The sequence below is a fragment of the Frateuria flava genome, from assembly GCF_017837635.1.
Taxonomy (GTDB): domain Bacteria; phylum Pseudomonadota; class Gammaproteobacteria; order Xanthomonadales; family Rhodanobacteraceae; genus Frateuria_A; species Frateuria_A flava.
In genome coordinates, this window is record NZ_JAGJRS010000014.1 from 109753 (window position 1) to 126333 (window position 16581).

The 16581-nt window shown below is 68.4% G+C and carries 15 protein-coding genes; 8 read left to right on the forward strand and 7 right to left on the reverse strand.

Going from position 1 to position 16581, the window contains the following annotated elements; all coding sequences use genetic code 11:
- Positions 1-60 precede the first annotated feature (60 nt).
- Entirely contained in the window at positions 61-1323 is a 1263-nt protein-coding gene (locus J7I44_RS07265; protein WP_209618217.1) for a tyrosinase family protein, read from the reverse strand.
- A 570-nt stretch (positions 1324-1893) separates the two neighbouring features.
- On the opposite strand from J7I44_RS07265, the gene J7I44_RS07270 reads away from it, so the two are divergent.
- Both J7I44_RS07270 and J7I44_RS07275 read left to right on the forward strand, forming a co-directional pair.
- Entirely contained in the window at positions 1894-3300 is a 1407-nt protein-coding gene (locus J7I44_RS07270) for an ATPase domain-containing protein (protein ID WP_209618219.1), read from the forward strand.
- A 1-nt stretch (position 3301) separates the two neighbouring features.
- Positions 3302-3661: a response regulator gene (locus tag J7I44_RS07275; protein ID WP_209618222.1), complete on the forward strand. Its 360-nt coding sequence runs from the start codon at positions 3302-3304 to the stop codon at positions 3659-3661.
- 319 nt (positions 3662-3980) lie between these two features.
- Here the strand turns inward: J7I44_RS07275 and asnB are convergent, their stop codons facing one another.
- The 5 genes from asnB to J7I44_RS07300 form a co-directional block, all read right to left on the reverse strand.
- Positions 3981-5663, reverse strand: a complete 1683-nt coding sequence (asnB, locus tag J7I44_RS07280; RefSeq protein WP_209618225.1) for an asparagine synthase B — start codon at positions 5661-5663, stop codon at positions 3981-3983.
- Positions 5664-5917: 254 nt separating this feature from the next.
- Positions 5918-6301, reverse strand: a complete 384-nt coding sequence (locus tag J7I44_RS07285) for a SpoIIAA family protein (RefSeq protein WP_209618228.1) — start codon at positions 6299-6301, stop codon at positions 5918-5920.
- 161 nt (positions 6302-6462) lie between these two features.
- On the reverse strand, positions 6463-8283 hold the full coding sequence (locus J7I44_RS07290; RefSeq protein ID WP_209618231.1) for a DHH family phosphoesterase: 1821 nt from the start codon (positions 8281-8283) through the stop codon (positions 6463-6465).
- Positions 8244-9179 (reverse strand): hypothetical protein, encoded by a 936-nt coding sequence (locus J7I44_RS07295; protein ID WP_209618234.1) that lies wholly within the window; start codon positions 9177-9179, stop codon positions 8244-8246. Before J7I44_RS07295 ends, J7I44_RS07290 begins: the two co-directional genes overlap by 40 nt.
- The gene (locus J7I44_RS07300; protein WP_209618237.1) at positions 9176-11230 is read right to left on the reverse strand and encodes an ABC-F family ATP-binding cassette domain-containing protein; all 2055 of its coding nucleotides are present in this window, start codon (positions 11228-11230) and stop codon (positions 9176-9178) included. Before J7I44_RS07300 ends, J7I44_RS07295 begins: the two co-directional genes overlap by 4 nt.
- Before the next feature lie 145 nt (positions 11231-11375).
- On the opposite strand from J7I44_RS07300, the gene J7I44_RS07305 reads away from it, so the two are divergent.
- From J7I44_RS07305 to J7I44_RS07330, 6 genes are all read left to right on the forward strand, one after another.
- Positions 11376-11711 (forward strand): hypothetical protein, encoded by a 336-nt coding sequence (locus J7I44_RS07305; protein WP_209618239.1) that lies wholly within the window; start codon positions 11376-11378, stop codon positions 11709-11711.
- Between the two features lie 129 nt (positions 11712-11840).
- Entirely contained in the window at positions 11841-12878 is a 1038-nt protein-coding gene (locus tag J7I44_RS07310) for an agmatine deiminase family protein (protein WP_209618242.1), read from the forward strand.
- 88 nt (positions 12879-12966) lie between these two features.
- Complete coding sequence (locus tag J7I44_RS07315; RefSeq protein ID WP_209618245.1) at positions 12967-13857, forward strand: carbon-nitrogen hydrolase; 891 nt, start codon at positions 12967-12969, stop codon at positions 13855-13857.
- 80 nt (positions 13858-13937) lie between these two features.
- The gene (locus tag J7I44_RS07320; RefSeq protein ID WP_209618248.1) at positions 13938-15164 is read left to right on the forward strand and encodes a TraB/GumN family protein; all 1227 of its coding nucleotides are present in this window, start codon (positions 13938-13940) and stop codon (positions 15162-15164) included.
- A gap of 132 nt (positions 15165-15296) precedes the next feature.
- The gene (locus J7I44_RS07325; RefSeq protein ID WP_209618251.1) at positions 15297-15620 is read left to right on the forward strand and encodes a c-type cytochrome; all 324 of its coding nucleotides are present in this window, start codon (positions 15297-15299) and stop codon (positions 15618-15620) included.
- Positions 15621-15638: 18 nt separating this feature from the next.
- On the forward strand, positions 15639-15992 hold the full coding sequence (locus tag J7I44_RS07330; RefSeq protein WP_209618256.1) for a c-type cytochrome: 354 nt from the start codon (positions 15639-15641) through the stop codon (positions 15990-15992).
- Positions 15993-16088: 96 nt separating this feature from the next.
- Here J7I44_RS07330 and J7I44_RS07335 read toward each other — a convergent pair.
- A partial coding sequence (locus J7I44_RS07335) for a transposase (RefSeq protein ID WP_209618259.1) occupies positions 16089-16581 on the reverse strand: 493 nt, incomplete at its 5' end.

Genomic DNA, 16581 nt, shown 5'->3' on the forward strand with positions numbered 1-16581 from the left:
CCCGTGCAGCGCTGTCGCCGGCGAAAGCGTTGGCGCGCGGCTGCCCGGCGCGCCATGCCGTCACATCGAAGGATCGGCCTCGACCCGGAACGCGTCGACCTTCATCACCACGCCCTTGGTCGGTTGCTTGCGGCCATCGACCCGCACGAAAGACACACTGAGCTTGTCCAGACTGTCCGGCCAGATCCGCTGCAGCACGTCGGTGGCCGGGAACACCAGTCGCACGCCATGGCTCTGCGATGCGGGCGTAGCTGCCATGTCCGGCATGCCGTGCATGCTGTGCATGCCCTTCATGCTCGCCTTCATCTGCGCCACGCTGATCTCGAAGGCACCCACCGACCCCAGCAGATAGGCCCCGGCCGCCTTGCCGATACCGGGCTGCGCCGGCAGGTTGAGGTAGACGTTGTAGAAGTACCCGCCCTTGTGGCCCAGCCCGGTCAGGTGCACGCCATCGAGGACGACGCGCACCGGGCCATCCGGTGTCGCATCGGTGGCGGCTGGCCGCAGCATGAGCGAGCGCACGCGGGCCGCGTCGGTCGCGCTGAGCCCCACGTCGACATTCATCGACTGCTCGTCGAGCGACAGCGCGCGCGACTTGCCGAACGGCACGCTCACGCGGGTGGCGGGCCGCGGTGGCGTCCTGCTCGCGGCCAACCCGCTGGCCGCCATTGCGGTGCTGGTGGACGGGCTGGGCATGGTTTCGTTGTCGTAGCGGTAGCCGAGGTATGTCGTGGTATCGGTGGTCCACACACGCGGCATGCCGCTCACGGCCGGCCCGTAATAAAGATCGCCCGACCAGTAGGTGTTGGTCGACAGCGGCTCCTTGCGCCCGCCGCCGGCCTTGAGCCAGGCGACCCAGAGCCGGTCGATGTTCGCGTGGTGTACCCAGAACAACGGGTCCCTGGGCGAGATCCTGATCGAGGACATCGCACCGCCGATCAGGTTGTGCACCAGGTTGTGCGGGCGCGACTCGGTGATGGTTTCGAACGCGTGCGACTTGCCGCGCTGGAAGCGCACGACGGTGTCGGCGAAGGCGTCGTAGCTGAGTGCGCCGGTGACGTCGGTTCCGGTGCGATCGCCGCGGTACAGCGGCGAGGTGGAATCGAGGAATTCCGGCGGGATGGCGGGCGTGTCGTAATAGTTCCAGTACGGCAGCGCCAGCGCCGAATCGCCGGACATCTCGCGCAGTTTCGCCTCGAAGCGATGGATGAAGCCGCGGTGCCAGGCCATGAAGTAGGACACGCCGTGGGGACAATTGGCGCGATGGGTTTCCACCCAGTACGCCCAGCTGTCGGGGTTGGTCGGATCCTTGACGGCCTTCATCTTGGCTACTGCGTCGTAGAAGGACTGCAGCTGGGGAGTGAGGCAGAACACCTGCCAGCTGGGCCGTACGGTCAGCGAGGTGGACAAGGCCACCCTGGGCAACAGCGGAACCAACGCCAGCGAGATCGAAGACTGAAGAAAGCGCCTTCTGGAAATCATGATCTTCTCCGTGAGATCGGGGCCTCGCGTCCGTAGGGCGCGACATCCGGTCGGCCGAACGGTCGTGGGACGGGGCCCATGACACGCAATCAATGGTTGTGCTTCGGGCATGGGGCACGCAAAAACGGCAGCCGGGCATCTGCGCCGCACACTGCCGTTTCCTCCCGCCCGGGCTCCTGCCTTTGGGGGCCGGAGAAGTGAATAGCTGGGCGCGTCAATGGGCGGTCAAGGTCACCGCCGAACCCGCCAGGACGTGCAGCATGGCTTTTTCCCGGGGCACCACCGCCGCCAGCGGACAGCGCTGGACGGTGCCGTTTTTTCCCCTGAGCCACCGTATGCCGCTACCATGCACGGCTCGCCTACATCGGTACGTGCATGTGGCGCCCGGGCAGGCCCAGCGTGGAGGGGAACGTGATCGAAAAATTCTCGACTGGCATCGAGGGGCTTGACCAGTTGACCGATGGCGGCTTTCTCCGTGGCTCGGCCTACATCATCCAGGGGCCGCCTGGCGCAGGTAAAACGATCCTCGCCAACCAGTTCTGCTACGCGCACGTTCGCGAGGGCGGTCGTGCGCTCTACATGACGCTGCTGGCCGAATCCAGTTCGCGGATGCTCGCCTACGTCAGCCAGATGGGGTTTTTCGAGGGCAGCGCGCTGCCCGACGCGATGCAGTACATCAGCGGCTATGGCGTGCTGGAGCGCGAAGGCCTGCCGGGCCTGCTCAAGCTGGTCCAGCACGAGCTCAAGCGGCACCGCGCCAGCGCGATGGTGCTCGACGGCACGTTCGTGGCGCAGTCGGTGGCGTCGGAGCAGGAGTTCCGCGCCTTCATCCACGCGCTGCAGGGCGTGGCAGGCATGGCCGATGCCGTGCTGGTCATGCTCACTCACCAGAACCGCGACTCCAGCTGCCCCGAGCACACGATGGTGGACGGCTGGATCGAGCTGAGCGACGAAACCAACGGTTTTCGCGCCTACCGCACGATCCAGGTCCGCAAGCATCGCGGCGCGGCGATCCTGCCGGGCAAGCACCGCGTGCGCATAACCGAGGACGGCATCGCTGTGTTTCCTCGTGCAGAAACCACGCTTGAGGCGATACCTGCCGCCCAGGCCCTGGCCCATCGCGTGGCGAGCGGGCACCAAGGACTGGATACCCTCCTGCAGGGTGGCCTGCCGGCCGGATCGGCCACCTTGCTGATCGGCCCTACCGGCGCGGGCAAGACCACGCTGGGACTGCACTTCCTCTCGCTGTCCACCGAGCAGGAGCCGGGCCTGATGCTCGGCTTCTACGAAACGCCCGCGCGACTGGTCCAGAAGGCGCGCAGCATCGCCATCGACCTGGACACCCCGCTCGAGCAAGGCGCGTTGGAGATCGCCTGGCTGCCGCCGGCGGAGAACATCGTCGACGAACTGGTGCGCGACATCGTCAGACGCGCCCGTGCGCGCAAGGTCAAGCGCGTGTTCGTCGACGGCCTGGTGGCAATCCGCGACAGCCTGGTGATACGCGACCGCATGGCCTACGTGATCAATGCGCTGAGCATGCAGCTGAGCGCGATCGGCGCGACCGTGGTCTACACCTCGGAAATCCCCGAGATGCGCCTGGACGATGCGCTGATGCCCAGCGACGAGCTCTCGGCGATGGTTGACAATGTACTGCTGCTCAACACGGGCCGACGCGCGCATGCGTTCCGGCGCTACCTTTCCATCATCAAGCTGCGCGACAGCGACTTCGATCCCCGCACGCACGAGTTCCACGTCAACGGTCGCGGCATTGCCTTCGGCGCTGACCCACGGGTCAATGCGTCCGGGGAAGCGGGCTGACATGCTGCGGGTACTTCTGGTCGAAGACGAACCCGACGTGTCGCTGGTCGCCGCCACCGTACTGGAGGAGGCCGGTTACCACGTGACCGTCGCCTCGGATGGGCACGAAGGCCTGGAGATCGCGCTGCAGGAAATGCCCGAGCTGGTCGTCACCGACTTCATGATGCCGTGCCTGAGCGGCCTGGAAATGATCGAGCGCCTGCGCGCGGCCGGTTACGACCGCCCGATCATCCTCACCACCGCCATCCCCGAAGACCACCTGCCCCGCCACCCGGGCTACGACGCCTACCTGGCCAAGCCCTACGGTACGCGCGCGCTGTTGACGCTGGTCGAGGCGTTCCGCGTGCAGCTGGGTCGATAACGCGCGGCGTCTCGCCGTGACTGTGAGGTATGCCGTCAGAGGCCAGCAGCAAAAGGCTGGCCTTCGGTGCCGGGGCCCGCGTGCATGATCTTCTGGTCCCAGCCCGCGGGGGCATTGGCGCCCATCGGCGAGCCGGCGAAACGGTGCAGGTCGAGCAGCCTGACGCTGCCGCCCAGGCAGGAAGCGTAGAGGACAGTGCTTCCTCGCAACTGCTTTGAAGTGGATGCAGGGAAGCACGCCATCGCCGTACCTCGCGTGCGACGATGGTTGGCAAGTGCGGACCTCTTGATGCGAATGACGGTCGCGCACAGGTGCGCGCCTACACGGTGGCCAAGGGCGTGAGTGCCTGGGCGTGGATCCCCTGCACGGCACGTCCGGAGGGATCGGGATGGCCGGCGAACGACGGATCCCAGGCCAGTGCCGCGGGCGAGGAGCAGGCGATCGACTTGCCGCCGGGCACCGTGGCCGCGCAGGCCTCGCCGGGAAAGAACTTCTCGAACAGTGTGCGGTACAGGTAGGCCTCCTTGGTCGCCGGCGTGTTGTACGGCCAGCGTGCCGCGGCGGCGGCAAATTCGCGGTCGCTCACCGCCTGGGCGGCATGCGCCTTGAGGCCGTCGATCCAGCCGTAGCCCACGCCGTCGCTGAACTGCTCCTTCTGGCGCCAGAGGATGGCATCCGGCAGCACGCCGGCGAAGGCCTCGCGCAGCACCGCCTTTTCGATGCGACCCTGGCCGGCCATCTTGTGGCGTGCGTCGAAGTCCATCGCCGTCTCGACGAACGCCAGGTCCAGGAAGGGCACGCGCGCTTCCACGCCCCAGGCCATCATCGCCTTGTTCGCGCGCAGACAGTCGTAGCGGTGCAGCGCGTCGAGCTTGCGCACGGTTTCCTCGTGGAAGGCTTCCGCCGAAGGCGCCTTGTGGAAGTAGAGATAGCCGCCGAACAGCTCGTCGGAGCCCTCGCCCGAGAGCACCATTTTCACGCCCATCGCCTTGATCCGCCGGGCCAGCAGGAACATCGGCGTGGAGGCGCGGACGGTAGTGACGTCATAGCTTTCGATGTGACGGATGACTTCCGGCAATACGTCCAGCCCCTCCCAGAACGTGTAGACGAAGCCGTGGTGCACGGTACCGAGCGCCTCGGCGGCCAGCTGCGCCGCGGCCAGATCCGGCGAGCCTTCCAGGCCGATCGCGAAGGAATGCAGGCGCGGCCACCAGGCTTCGCTCTGGCCGCCGTCCTCGACGCGCTCGCGGGCGAAGCGCGCAGCACAGGCAGCCACCAGCGAGGAATCCAGCCCGCCGGACAGCAGCACGCCATAGGGCACGTCGGTCATCAGCTGGCGCTGGACCGCCTGTTCCAGCGCGATACGCAGGTCGCCCGGCGCCCTGCCCTGCGTTGCCGCGTACGCGCGCCACGGACGCTCGTAATAGCGACGCAGCTGCCCGGTGGCGCTGTCATAGACATGACCCGGCGGGAACACGGCCACGTCGGCGCACACGCCCGCCAGCGCCTTCATCTCGGAGGCCACGCACAAGCGACCTGCCGTGTCGTGGCCCCAGTACAACGGACAGACCCCGAAGGGATCGCGGGCGAGCAGGTAACGCTGCGCGGCGCCATCCCACAGCGCGAAGGCGAAGATGCCGTTGAGGCGGGCGATCCAGGCGGCCGGGTCGCTGCCCTGGCGGTAGAGCGCGTTGATCACCTCGCAGTCGGACCCTGAAGTGAAGTCGTAACTCCTGCCCAGGCGAAGCTCGCCGTGGTTGTAGATCTCGCCGTTGACCGCCAGCGCCAGCGCGCCGTCGCGCGAGCGCAGCGGCTGCGCGCCGCTGGCCGGGTCGACGATGGCCAGGCGCTCGTGCACCAGGATGGCGCCGGCGTCGATGAACACGCCGGACCAGTCCGGCCCGCGGTGGCGCTGGCGCTGCGACAACGCCAGCGCCTGCCGCCGCAGCGCTGCCAGATCGTCGCCGGGCGCCAGATCGAACATTCCGAAGATGCCGCACATGATGTCTCTCCTTCGCAGGTTTTCCGTGCCCCGAAAACGACGAAGGCCCGCACGGGGCGGGCCTTCGTCGCGTAGTTTTTGCTCGAACTAACAGCTACGCGCCGGCCCCCTTGTGCAGGCGACGATTATTGTTCGAGCGATTGTCCAGGGCCGGCCGCACGCGTGCCGCGCAGGGCGCGGGGGCGAGGATCGAGCGGGCGGTGGGCGTGGACATGGACGCGAGTGGAGCAGTTTTTCGACAGGCGCGCAAGCGCTCAGGCGTGGTGTTCGCGGAACGATTCGCTGATCCAGGCCTTGGCCTCGGCCAGTTGCTCGTTGCGGTACAGGCGGAACTCGCCGGGCACGGTGAAGCCCATGGTACGGGCGACGAGCCTCAGCCAGTTGACGTCGGTGACCAATGCGATGCGCTCCCAGCCACTCCAGTGGCGGAAACCCAGCTTGGTGTCATCCCACATCGCCCCCGGCTCGAAACCGGTGAACTCGTGGCCGACGTGATAGAGCAGGCGCAGCTTGCGGTTGAGCGCGAAGGCGGCCTCCACGTCCGGCACGAACACGTTCTCGTAGTCGGCCGCGGTCACCTTGCCGCGCGCGGTGAAACCCAGCGCGCCGGCGGGGAGGTCGGTCATCTGCTCGATCATGGAGTGTCTCCGCGTGGTCGGAGCCCCATCCAAGCGCGGCGGGCGCGGCTATGCAAGCTTGGGTGCGTGAAAGCCCCCGCCGTGCCCTTGTGGGAGCCCGCTTGCGGGCGATGTTTTTCTGGGACCCGTGACAAGAGCGTCGCCTGCAAGAGAGCGCCGCTTCAGGCCGGTTCGACGTGGCGGACCAGCAAGCGCGCACTTTCGCGGCCCTGCCATTCGTTGATCGTCAATTCGTACACCGCGCGCAGCCGCGGCGGGGGCGCGGACGCGCGCACGTTGAACATCACCGCTTCATGCACGGCGCCATCGCGCGGGTCGCGCAGGTAGAGGCGCCAGTGGCGCTCGCCCATCAGGCGCCATTGCGCGCACTCGAACAGGTTGTCGAACAGCGGTTCGGGGAAGCCCTGCCCCCACGGCCCGCCGTCGCGCAACTGGCGTGCGAGATCCAGCGTGAAGGTGCCCGGCGGAAGCTCGCCGTCGGTGTAAAGCACGGCCTGCAGACGTTCCTCGTCCAGCCATTCGCGCGCAATGGCGTCGAAGGCTTCGGCGAAGCGCGGATAGTCGGCGGCCTTGAGGCTCAGCCCGGCCGCCATAGCGTGGCCACCGAAGCGTTCGATCAAGCCAGGCAGGCGTGCATCGATCGCGGCGAGGGCATCGCGCACGTGGAAGCCGGCGATGGAGCGCGCCGAGCCGCGCAGTTCGTCGGGCCGATCCTCGTCGGCCGGGGCAAAAGCGATCACCGGGCGGTGCAGGCGCTCCTTGAGCTTGGATGCGACCAGACCGACCACGCCGGCGTGCCAGGTGGGCTCGTACAGGCTCACGCCGGTGCGCTCGCCCATGCCCTCCAGGCCGAGCGCGCCGATCATCGCCTCGGCCTCGGCGACCATCGCTTCCTGCAGGTCGCGCCGCTCCTGGTTGATGGCGCTCAGGCGGTCGGCCAGCGCGCGCGCCTGGACCGGGTCATCGGTCAGCAGGCATTCGACCCCGAGGCGCATGTCCTCCAGCCGCCCCGCGGCATTGAGGCGAGGTCCCACCGCATATCCAAGGTCGCTGGCGCAAAGACCCGCCAGGCTGCGCTTGCCGGCCTCCACCAGCGCGGTGATGCCCGGACAGGCGCGACCACTGCGGATGCGGTGGATGCCCGCTTCGACCAGCACGCGGTTGTTGAAATCCAGTGGCACCAGGTCGGCCACGGTACCGAGCGCGACCAGGTCGAGCAGGCTGCCGAGATCCGGCTCCCCACGCGCGGCAAACGCCCCGCGCTCGCGCAGTGCGGCGCGTACGGCGAGCAACAGGTAGAACATCACGCCGACACCGGCGAGCGCGCGGCTGGGAAAACCGCGGTTCATGCGTGCATCGCCGACGCATGTCTCGCACGCCGGCTCGCCATGCCCGCACGCGCGCACCTCCAGCACGTTGGGATTGACCAGCGCATCGGCCGCCGGCAACTGCTCACCGGGCAGGTGGTGGTCGGTGACGATCACCCGGATACCGCGCGCCTTCGCGGCCGCGACGCCCGCGAGGCTGGCGACCCCATTGTCGACGGTGACAACCAATTGGGGCGCAGGTTCGAGCGACGCGACCAGCGCGGGGGTCAGGCCGTAGCCGTGCACGAAGCGGTTGGGGATGACGTAATCCACCCGCCTCGCGCCCAGCAGGCGCAGCCCCCTCACGGCCACCGCCGTGCCGGTTGCGCCATCGCAGTCGTAGTCACCCGCGATGACGATCGACCAGTCGCCTGCGATCGCCTCGATCAGCAAGGCCACGGCGCGATCCAGCCCACCCAGCGCCTGCGGCGCCAGCAAATGACGCAGCCGATGTTCGGCCTGTCCGGGATGCAACACGCCGCGTGCCGCGTAGACCTGGCGCAACACCGGGTGGACCGCCTCGCTCCAGCCCTCCGATGCGCCCGTCGGTACGCGGCGACGCAAGGTCGGCGCGGTCATGCGCCGGTCCTGCGCCAGAAACGCCAGCGATGCCATGGCCGCAGCTCCCAGCGTTCGCCGCTGGCGAAACCCAGGCGCAACGGGCGTTGACGCGCAAGCGTCTGGATCAGGGGCCACCACGTTCCGCCAATCGTTGACACCGGCAAATCCTGCAGATCGATCAGCCAGCCGGATGTGGCGTCCGGTAGCGCGACGCTGGTCGCCGCCGTTTCCCGCGTCGTGGATGCAGGCATACGCAGACGGTGGGCGATCCCTGCCCTGGCCGCGAGCGCCCGCAGCAGCGGATCGTCGCTGAGCACGCCGCGGAGCGGGGTCGCCACGGTCGCCGGCAAGGTGCCCGCCCCCCACAGCCACAGACTGTTGACCGGGGGCTGCCCGGCGGCGCGACGCTGCGCGTTCAACGGATGCTGGTGCAGCAGCACCTGGATGTCGTTCTGCAGGATCCGCCAGCGACGACCTTCCGAACCCTGCGGCAGATGCTGCAGCAGGTTCTCGCCCAGCGCCTGTTCGGGCGCCGGGAATGCCGGAACCGCCAGGTCCTGCGACAGGCGCAGGTGCCAGCGGTCGGGCGACGTCTGCTCCAGATGCATGCCTTGTTCCTCGAATACCGGCACCAGCGGCCCGGCCAGCGTCGCGGCGTCCGCGGCGGTCAGTTGCATCTGCCCACAGGCGAGCAGGCGCGCGCCGTTCATGTCCGGCTCGACCCAGGCCGGATCGGCGCACATCCAGAGGGCGCCGGCGGCGTCGCCGGCCGCCAGTTGCCGGGTGAGCGCACCGGCGGGCAGCGGTTGCGGGGCGTCGAACCAGGCGGCCAGCCCGGCCAGGTATCCCTTCGGACCGTCATCGAGGCGATCAGCCGGGGCCAGCAGGCGGCGCAGCGGATGCGCGGGCTCGAAGCGAGCGAGCGCGGGCAGCCACAGTTCCACGCTCATGCGCTGGCGGCCTCCAGTTGTTCGTACAGCTCCAGCCATTCGGCTTCCAGGGCTTCCTTTTCGCGGCGCAGGTCGGCCTGGCGCTGGCCAAGCTTCATCAGCTCGGCGGTGGGGCCGTTGTAGGTGGCCGGATCGGCCAGCTTCGCTTCGAGGGCGGCCAGGTCCGTATCGATCGCCGCAACGCGCGCGTCGATCTTCTTTACACGCGCCTTGGCCGCCTTGTCCTGTTCGCGCTGGGCTGCGGAGGCGCGCCGGCGGTCGGCGGCGGATTCGGTGGAGGCTGGCTCGTTGGCCTTCTTTACGGCCGCGCCGCGCGAGCGCAGCCAGCGTGCGTAGTCGTCCAGGTCGCCATCGAACGATTCGACCGCGCCGTCCGCCACGCGCCAGAAACTGTCGCAGACCAGGCCAAGCAGATGGCGGTCGTGCGAGACCAGCACCAGCGCGCCGTCGAAGTCCGCCAGCGCATCGGCCAGCGCCTCGCGCATGTCCAGGTCCAGGTGGTTGGTCGGCTCGTCGAGCAGCAGCAGGTTGGGCTTGTCCCAGGCGATCAGCGCCAGCGCCAGGCGCGCGCGCTCGCCGCCGGAGAAACCGTCGACCGACTCGAAGGCGCGGTCGCCGGCGAAATTCCAGCTGCCGAGGAAGTCGCGCAGGACTTGCGCGGCGACGCCCGGCGCCTTGTCCTGCAGGTGATCGAAGGGGCTGGCCCCCTCGCGCAGGCTTTCGACCGTGTGCTGGGCGAAGTAGCCGATCTTCAGGTCCTTGTGCGCCTTGCGCTCGCCGGCCAGCGGCGGAAGCTCGCCGACCAGCGTCTTGACCAGGGTGGACTTGCCGGCGCCGTTGGGACCGAGCAGGCCGATGCGTTCGCCGGCCTCCAGGCGGAAGCGGACGTCCGAAAGGACCGCCTTCAAATGATGGCCTCCGTCCGTCAGGACGGCGTTTGCCCCCTCTCCCCCCCGGGGAGAGGGTTGGGGTGAGGGGCCAAGGCTTGTCCCTGACTCCATCGGAGCACGCTCCGATGCTTCTTCACCGCGAGCCCCGCCCCTCACCCCAGCCCTCTCCCCGGAGGGGAGAGGGAGCGGTATCGCGTAACCTGCCGAGACCTCTTCCAACTGCAGCATCGAATCAGGCAACCGATCCGGCACCGCGAACTGGAACCGGAACGGCCGCTCCGCGCGCACCGCTTCGGTGCCGGCCAGCTTCTCCAGCCGCTTCATGCGCGACTGCGCCTGCTTGGCCTTGCTCGCCTTGGCCTTGAAGCGGTCGACGAACGACTGCAGGTGCGCGCGTTCGGCCTGCTCGCGCTCGTGCGCGATCTGCTGCTGGCGCAACTGCTCGGCGCGCAGGCGCTCGAAGGCGCTGTAGTTGCCGGTGTACAGCCGCGCCCCGCCCTCGTGCAGGTGCAGCGTGTGCGAGGTCACCGCATCGAGGAACTCGCGGTCGTGCGAGATCACCAGCAGCGTGCCCTGGTAGCGGCGCAGCCATTCCTCCAACCAGAGCACCGCGTCCAGGTCGAGATGGTTGGTCGGCTCGTCGAGCAGCAGAAGATCGGACGGCGCCATCAGCGCCCGCGCCAGGTTCAGGCGCACGCGCCAGCCGCCGGAGAACGCCTTCACCGCCCGCTCGTGGGTCTCCGCCGCGAAGCCCAGACCGTGCATCAGGCGGCCGGCGCGGGCGCGGGCGTCGTAGCCGTGCAGTTCCTCGATGCGGTGATGGGCGCGCGCCATCGCCTCGGCGTCGCCGCGGGCCTGGGCATCGGCTTCCTCGCGAAGGGCCGCGGCGACCTCTTCGTCGCCGCCGAGCACGTAGTCCAGCGCAGGGTCCGGCAACGCGGGCGTTTCCTGCGCCACCGAGGCCAGGCGCAGTTTCGCCGGCAGGTCTAGTTCGCCCGCGTCGGATTCGAGCCGCCCCTGCAGGGCGGCGAACAGGCTGGACTTGCCGCAACCGTTGCGGCCGATCACGCCCAGGCGCCAACCGCTCTGGATGGTGAGGTCGATATCGGAGAGCAGCAGGCGACTGCCGCGGCGAAGGGCGAAATGGCGGAACGCGATCATCGGAGGGGAACGTGCACGGGCGACCCGCCATGATAGCCGGGCTTGGAATGCCTAGCCCATCGCAGACGCTGGCGATCGCCGTGGCGCCGCTCTCGCACATCTGCTACAACGGCGCCGCACAGGACCTTTGCGAAAGAGGGGAATCATGGTCAAGCTCACTGGCGGTCTGGCGATGCTCGCCGCGATCGCGTTCGGCGCGCCGATGGCCGCGCACGCGGGCGACAGCCTGCTGATCAACCGCGTACAGCAGGAACAGGGCATGAACCTGCCCACCCGCGGCATGACCATGGCGCAGGTCGAGAAGCGCTACGGCGCGCCCCAGCGCAAGCTGCAGCCGCGCGGCGGCGACAGCCAGAAGCACCCGGTGATCAACCGCTGGGACTACAAGACGTTCATCGTGTACTTCGAGCACAACCACGTGATCCATTCGGTGCTCAACACCCCCGCCGGAAACAACCACCATCCCGCGACGGCGCAGTAAACCGCCCGCGCTGCAGCACCGAGAACGGATCCCTGCCAAAGCGGGGGTCCGTTTTTGTTTGCGGCTCATCGCCCCGTGTCGCCCGCTCGACTACACTTCGCCGTTTCCGAAACTTCAAGCGAGCGCGCGATGACCTCCTCCCCCAACCTGCGCCTGCCGGCCGAGTGGGAACCGCAGGACGCGGTACTGATCGCCTGGCCGCATGAAGGCACCGACTGGGCCGAGCGCCTGGCCGGGGTGGAGACCACCTATACCGCGCTGGCCGCCGCGGTCACCCGTTTCCAGACGCTGGTCGTGATCGTCGCGGACGAGGGCGTGCGCACGGCCGCCGAACGTGCGCTGCGCGGCGCAGGCGTGGAACTGGAACGCATCCGGTTCGTGCAGCTTCCCTACGACGACACCTGGCTGCGCGACTCCGGCCCGATCACCCTGGTCTCCGCGCAGGGCTTCCAGCTCACCGATTTCCGCTTCACCGGCTGGGGCGGCAAGTTCGGCGCCGAGCAGGACGACGCGCTGGTCGCCGGCCTGGTCGCCGCCGGCGTCTTCGGACCGGCCGCGCACGAGCGCGTGGACTGGGCACTGGAGGGCGGCGGCATCGAAAGCGACGGCGGCAGCACCGTGCTGACTACCTGGCGCTGCCTGCACCAGCGCCACCCCGGGCAGTCGCGCGAGGCGATGGATGCCATCCTGCGCGAAAGCCTGCATGCGCCTCGCGTGCTGTGGCTGGAGCATGGCTACCTGGAGGGCGACGACACCGACGCCCACATCGACACCCTCGCCCGCTTCGCGCCGGGCGAGCGCATCGTGTTCCAGGCCTGCGACGACCCGGCCGATCCGCACCACCAGGAGCTCGAGCGCATGGCGGCCGAGCTGGCCGCGCTGCGCACGCCCGAGGGCAAGCCGTATCGGCTCTCGCCACTGCCCTGGGCGCAGCCGATCCTGGACGAAGGCCGCCGGCTGGCCGCCTCGTATGCCAATTACCTGGTGATAAACGGCGCGGTGCTCGTGCCTGCCTATGGCGACGCGTCCGATGACGAGGCCGCCCGCATCATCGGTGCCGCCTATCCCGGACGCGAAGTGGTGCAGGTGCCCTGCCGTCCGCTGATCTGGCAGAACGGCAGCCTGCACTGCATCACCATGCAGCTGCCGGCCGGCCTGCTGGGCTGAACGCGCGCCGCCCGGCAACGGATTGGCGACAACCGCATCGCCCCGCTCCGTTAAACTGCCCGTCTCGACTCGAAGGCAAGAGACAGGCATGACCGGCAAGACACTCAAGGTGGCGCTGCTGCAGGAAACCAACCGTGGCAGCCGCGACGCGAACCTCGACGCGATCGAGGCCGGGCTGCGCGAAGCCGCCGCGGCCGGTGCGCAGCTCGTGCTGTTGCAGGAGCTGCACAACGGGCCCTACTTCTGCCAGCGCGAGTGCGTCGACGAGTTCGAGCTGGCCGAGACCATTCCGGGTCCCGGGACCGAGCGCATCGGCAAACTGGCGGCGGAGCTCAAGCTCGTCGTGGTCGCCTCGATCTTCGAGAAGCGCGCCACGGGGCTCTACCACAACACCGCGGTGGTGTTCGATCGCTCGGCAGCGATCGCCGGCAGGTACCGCAAGATGCACATTCCCGATGATCCGGCGTTCTACGAGAAGTTCTACTTCACGCCGGGCGACCTGGGTTTCGAGCCGATCGACACCTCGGTCGGCCGGCTGGGCGTGCTGGTGTGCTGGGACCAGTGGTATCCGGAAGCGGCGCGGCTGATGGCGCTGGCCGGGGCGCAGTTGCTGCTCTATCCCACCGCGATCGGCTGGGACCCGACCGACGAGCAGGCGGAAAAGGACCGCCAGCGCGAGGCGTGGGTGACGGTGCAACGTGGCCACGCCGTGGCCAACGGGTTGCCGCTGCTGGCCTGCAACCGCACCGGCTACGAGGCCGATCCGTCCGGCGTCGGCGCGGGCATCCGGTTCTGGGGCACCAGCTTCGTGGCTGGCCCGCAGGGCGAGTTTCTGGCGAAGGCCGGCACCGACGGGCGCGAGTTGCTGCTCGTCGACGTCGACTTGGAACGCAGCGAGCACGTGCGGCGGATCTGGCCGTTCCTGCGTGACCGGCGCATCGATGCCTACGGTGACCTGCTCAAGCGCTATCGGGATTGAAAACGATGGGCGCAAGCCCACCCTGTGCAACACACCTGTAGGGCGGGCTTGCTGCCCACCACCCGCATCCCGGATACCGCATGACCCTCCCTGATTCCGACGTCGCCCTGCCCGACCCGTTGCTCGACCAGCCCCTGGAGCGCGTCACCCGCGACGGCGTGGAATACGTGGTGCTGGGGACGGCGCACGTCTCGCGAGCGAGCGTGGCGGCGGTCGAGGCGCTGGTGGCCAACGAGCCCTTCGACGCCGTTGCGGTGGAGCTCTGCCCCAGCCGCGCCGAAGGCATGCGCAATCCTGATGCCTTCAAGCAGATGGACCTGTTCCAGGTGATCCGCCAGGGCAAGGTCGGCATGGTGGCGGCCAGCTTGGTGCTGTCGTCCTTCCAGCAGCGGCTGGCCGCGCAGTACGGCATCCAGCCGGGCGCCGAGATGAAGGCCGCGATGGACGGTGCCGAGCGCGCCAGCCTGCCGGTCTGGCTGATCGATCGCGAGGTCGGCACCACGCTCAAGCGGGCCTGGCGCAGCGTCGGCACGTGGGCGCGCTTCGGCCTGCTTGGCGGACTGGTCGCCAGCGTGTTCGAGCGCGAGCAGGTCGACGAGAAGGAGATCGAGAAGCTCAAGGAGGGCGACCTGCTCGAAAGCGCCTTCGGCGAGTTCGCGCAGAACTCCGCGCCGCTCTACAACAGCCTGATCGGCGAGCGCGACGAATACATGGCCGCACGCCTGCGCGAGCAGGCGCAGGGCGCGCCCGCCGTGCGCCGCGTGCTGGTGGTGATCGGTGCCGGCCACCTCAAAGGCCTGTGCGGACACCTGCGTGAGCAGCAGGAGCCACCGGCCGGGCGCATCGCCGAACTGGCTAGGCTGCCGCCCAAGGCGCGCTGGCCCAAGTGGCTGGCGCTGGGCCTGGTGCTGCTGGTGTTCGCGGCGATCGCGTACGCGTTCCACCGCAACCCGTCGCTGGGCGCGCTGGCGCTGCGCAACTGGGTGCTGTTCACCGGCGGCTGCGCCGCGCTGGGCGCGCTGGCGGCGGGCGGGCATCCGCTGAGCATCCTGGCGGCCTTCGTCGCCGCGCCGATCAAGCCGTTCCGGCCCGGCATTCCCGCCGGCGGAATCAGCGCCATGGCCGAGGCCTGGATCCGGCGCCCGCGCGTGGCGGACTTCGAGACGCTGCGCGACGACATCGCCGAGTGGACCGGCTGGTGGAAGAACCGCGTGGCGCGGACGCTGCTCAACTTCATCCTGGTCAGCGCGGGCACGGTGATCGGCGAATACGCCGCCGGCATCCAGATCTTCAAGAGCCTGTTCTGAAGGCCCGCTCCGGCGCCGGCCGGTCGCCTTGCCTGCGCCTGATTTGCATCAGGGCAGTGCGTCAAGTTGTCCGTCGCGTCAAGCAGACACTATACTTCCGCGACTTTGTACCCCAAGCGTGGGAATGACTCGATGATTCGACTGCAACTGCTCGGCCTGACCGTGGCCGCAGCCCTCCTCGCCGCTGGCAACGCCCACGCCGCGGGCGACAAGGCCAACGGCCGCAAGCTGGTCTACACCTGCAACGGTTGCCACGGTATCGACGGCTACACCAATGCCTATCCGGACTATCCGGTGCCGAAGATCGCCGGGCAGAACGAGCAGTACATCATCAACGCGCTGCACGGCTACAAGACCGGCGACCGCACGCACCCGACCATGATGGCGCAGGCGCAGAGTCTGTCCGACCAGGACATCGACGACATCGCCGCCTATCTCTCCAGCCTCGCCAAGTAAGTCTTGAAGGAATTCCGCATGAAGCGTGCGCTTACCCTGCTCTTCTTCGGCGCCGTGCTGGCGTTGTCCTCCACGGCGCTGCTGGCCGAAGGCAACGTCGACAACGGCAAGACCAAGGCTGCCGCCTGCTTCGCCTGCCACGGCGCCGACGGCAACGCGATCGACCCGCAGTACCCGCGTCTCGCCGGCCAGTACAACGTGTACATCCAGGAAGCCCTGCACGAGTACAAGGACGGCCGCCGCAACAACCCGATCATGAAGGGCTTCGTTGCCACCCTGTCCGACCAGGACATCGAAGACGTCGCCGCCTATTTCTCCAGCCTGCCGACCAAGCTGCACACGCTGGACGGGCACATCCAGGGCGACAAGTAAGGCCCGCCTTCATCGGATAAAAGCAAAAGGCCCGCCTCGGCGGGCCTTTTTCGTTTGCTCCCTCTCCCCTCCGGGGAGAGGGTTGGGGTGAGGGGTTCAAGGCTGGCCAAAAACCCTGTAGATACCGTCTTGCTCTCCCTCACGCAACCGCGTGCCGTGGATCGAACCGCGTCCCGTTGTGAACCACACCCCAGACCAGATGGAGGAGCTTTCGCATAGCGGCGCAGAGCGCCACGCGGGGGCTTTGCCGTTGGCCCGCAGGCGCTCGTAGAAGGCGCGAATGACTGGGTTGTGGCGCACGGCGACCAGAGCTGGCATGTAGAGCTTGGCGCGCAGGGGCGCCGCTCCGGTCTTGGACAATCTCACCTTGCCTTTGAGGGTGCCTGATTCGCGCAGGGCCGGGTTCATGCCGACGTAGGCAACCAGTTGGCCGGGGCGCTTGAATCGGCGCACATCACCCAGCAAGGCGAGCAGGAAAAGCGGAAGTGGTTGGCCCGATGCCGTCGATGGAGTCGACCAGTTCGGCGTCCCGCCGCAGACTGGGATTGGAGTCGATGTGGTCGTTAATGCGCTTTTCCAGCGCCTTGAT

Coding starts and splice junctions, on each gene's coding strand:
- J7I44_RS07325 (WP_209618251.1), top strand. CDS start 15,297: ATGATTCGACTGCAACTGCTCGGCCTGACCGTGGCCGCAGCCCTCCTC.
- J7I44_RS07300 (WP_209618237.1), bottom strand. CDS start 11,230: ATGATCGCGTTCCGCCATTTCGCCCTTCGCCGCGGCAGTCGCCTGCTG.
- J7I44_RS07305 (WP_209618239.1), top strand. CDS start 11,376: ATGGTCAAGCTCACTGGCGGTCTGGCGATGCTCGCCGCGATCGCGTTC.
- J7I44_RS07290 (WP_209618231.1), bottom strand. CDS start 8,283: ATGGCATCGCTGGCGTTTCTGGCGCAGGACCGGCGCATGACCGCGCCG.
- J7I44_RS07295 (WP_209618234.1), bottom strand. CDS start 9,179: ATGAGCGTGGAACTGTGGCTGCCCGCGCTCGCTCGCTTCGAGCCCGCG.
- J7I44_RS07320 (WP_209618248.1), top strand. CDS start 13,938: ATGACCCTCCCTGATTCCGACGTCGCCCTGCCCGACCCGTTGCTCGAC.
- J7I44_RS07310 (WP_209618242.1), top strand. CDS start 11,841: ATGACCTCCTCCCCCAACCTGCGCCTGCCGGCCGAGTGGGAACCGCAG.
- J7I44_RS07265 (WP_209618217.1), bottom strand. CDS start 1,323: ATGAAGGCCGTCAAGGATCCGACCAACCCCGACAGCTGGGCGTACTGG.
- J7I44_RS07275 (WP_209618222.1), top strand. CDS start 3,302: ATGCTGCGGGTACTTCTGGTCGAAGACGAACCCGACGTGTCGCTGGTC.
- J7I44_RS07315 (WP_209618245.1), top strand. CDS start 12,967: ATGACCGGCAAGACACTCAAGGTGGCGCTGCTGCAGGAAACCAACCGT.
- J7I44_RS07285 (WP_209618228.1), bottom strand. CDS start 6,301: ATGATCGAGCAGATGACCGACCTCCCCGCCGGCGCGCTGGGTTTCACC.
- J7I44_RS07330 (WP_209618256.1), top strand. CDS start 15,639: ATGAAGCGTGCGCTTACCCTGCTCTTCTTCGGCGCCGTGCTGGCGTTG.
- asnB (WP_209618225.1), bottom strand. CDS start 5,663: ATGTGCGGCATCTTCGGAATGTTCGATCTGGCGCCCGGCGACGATCTG.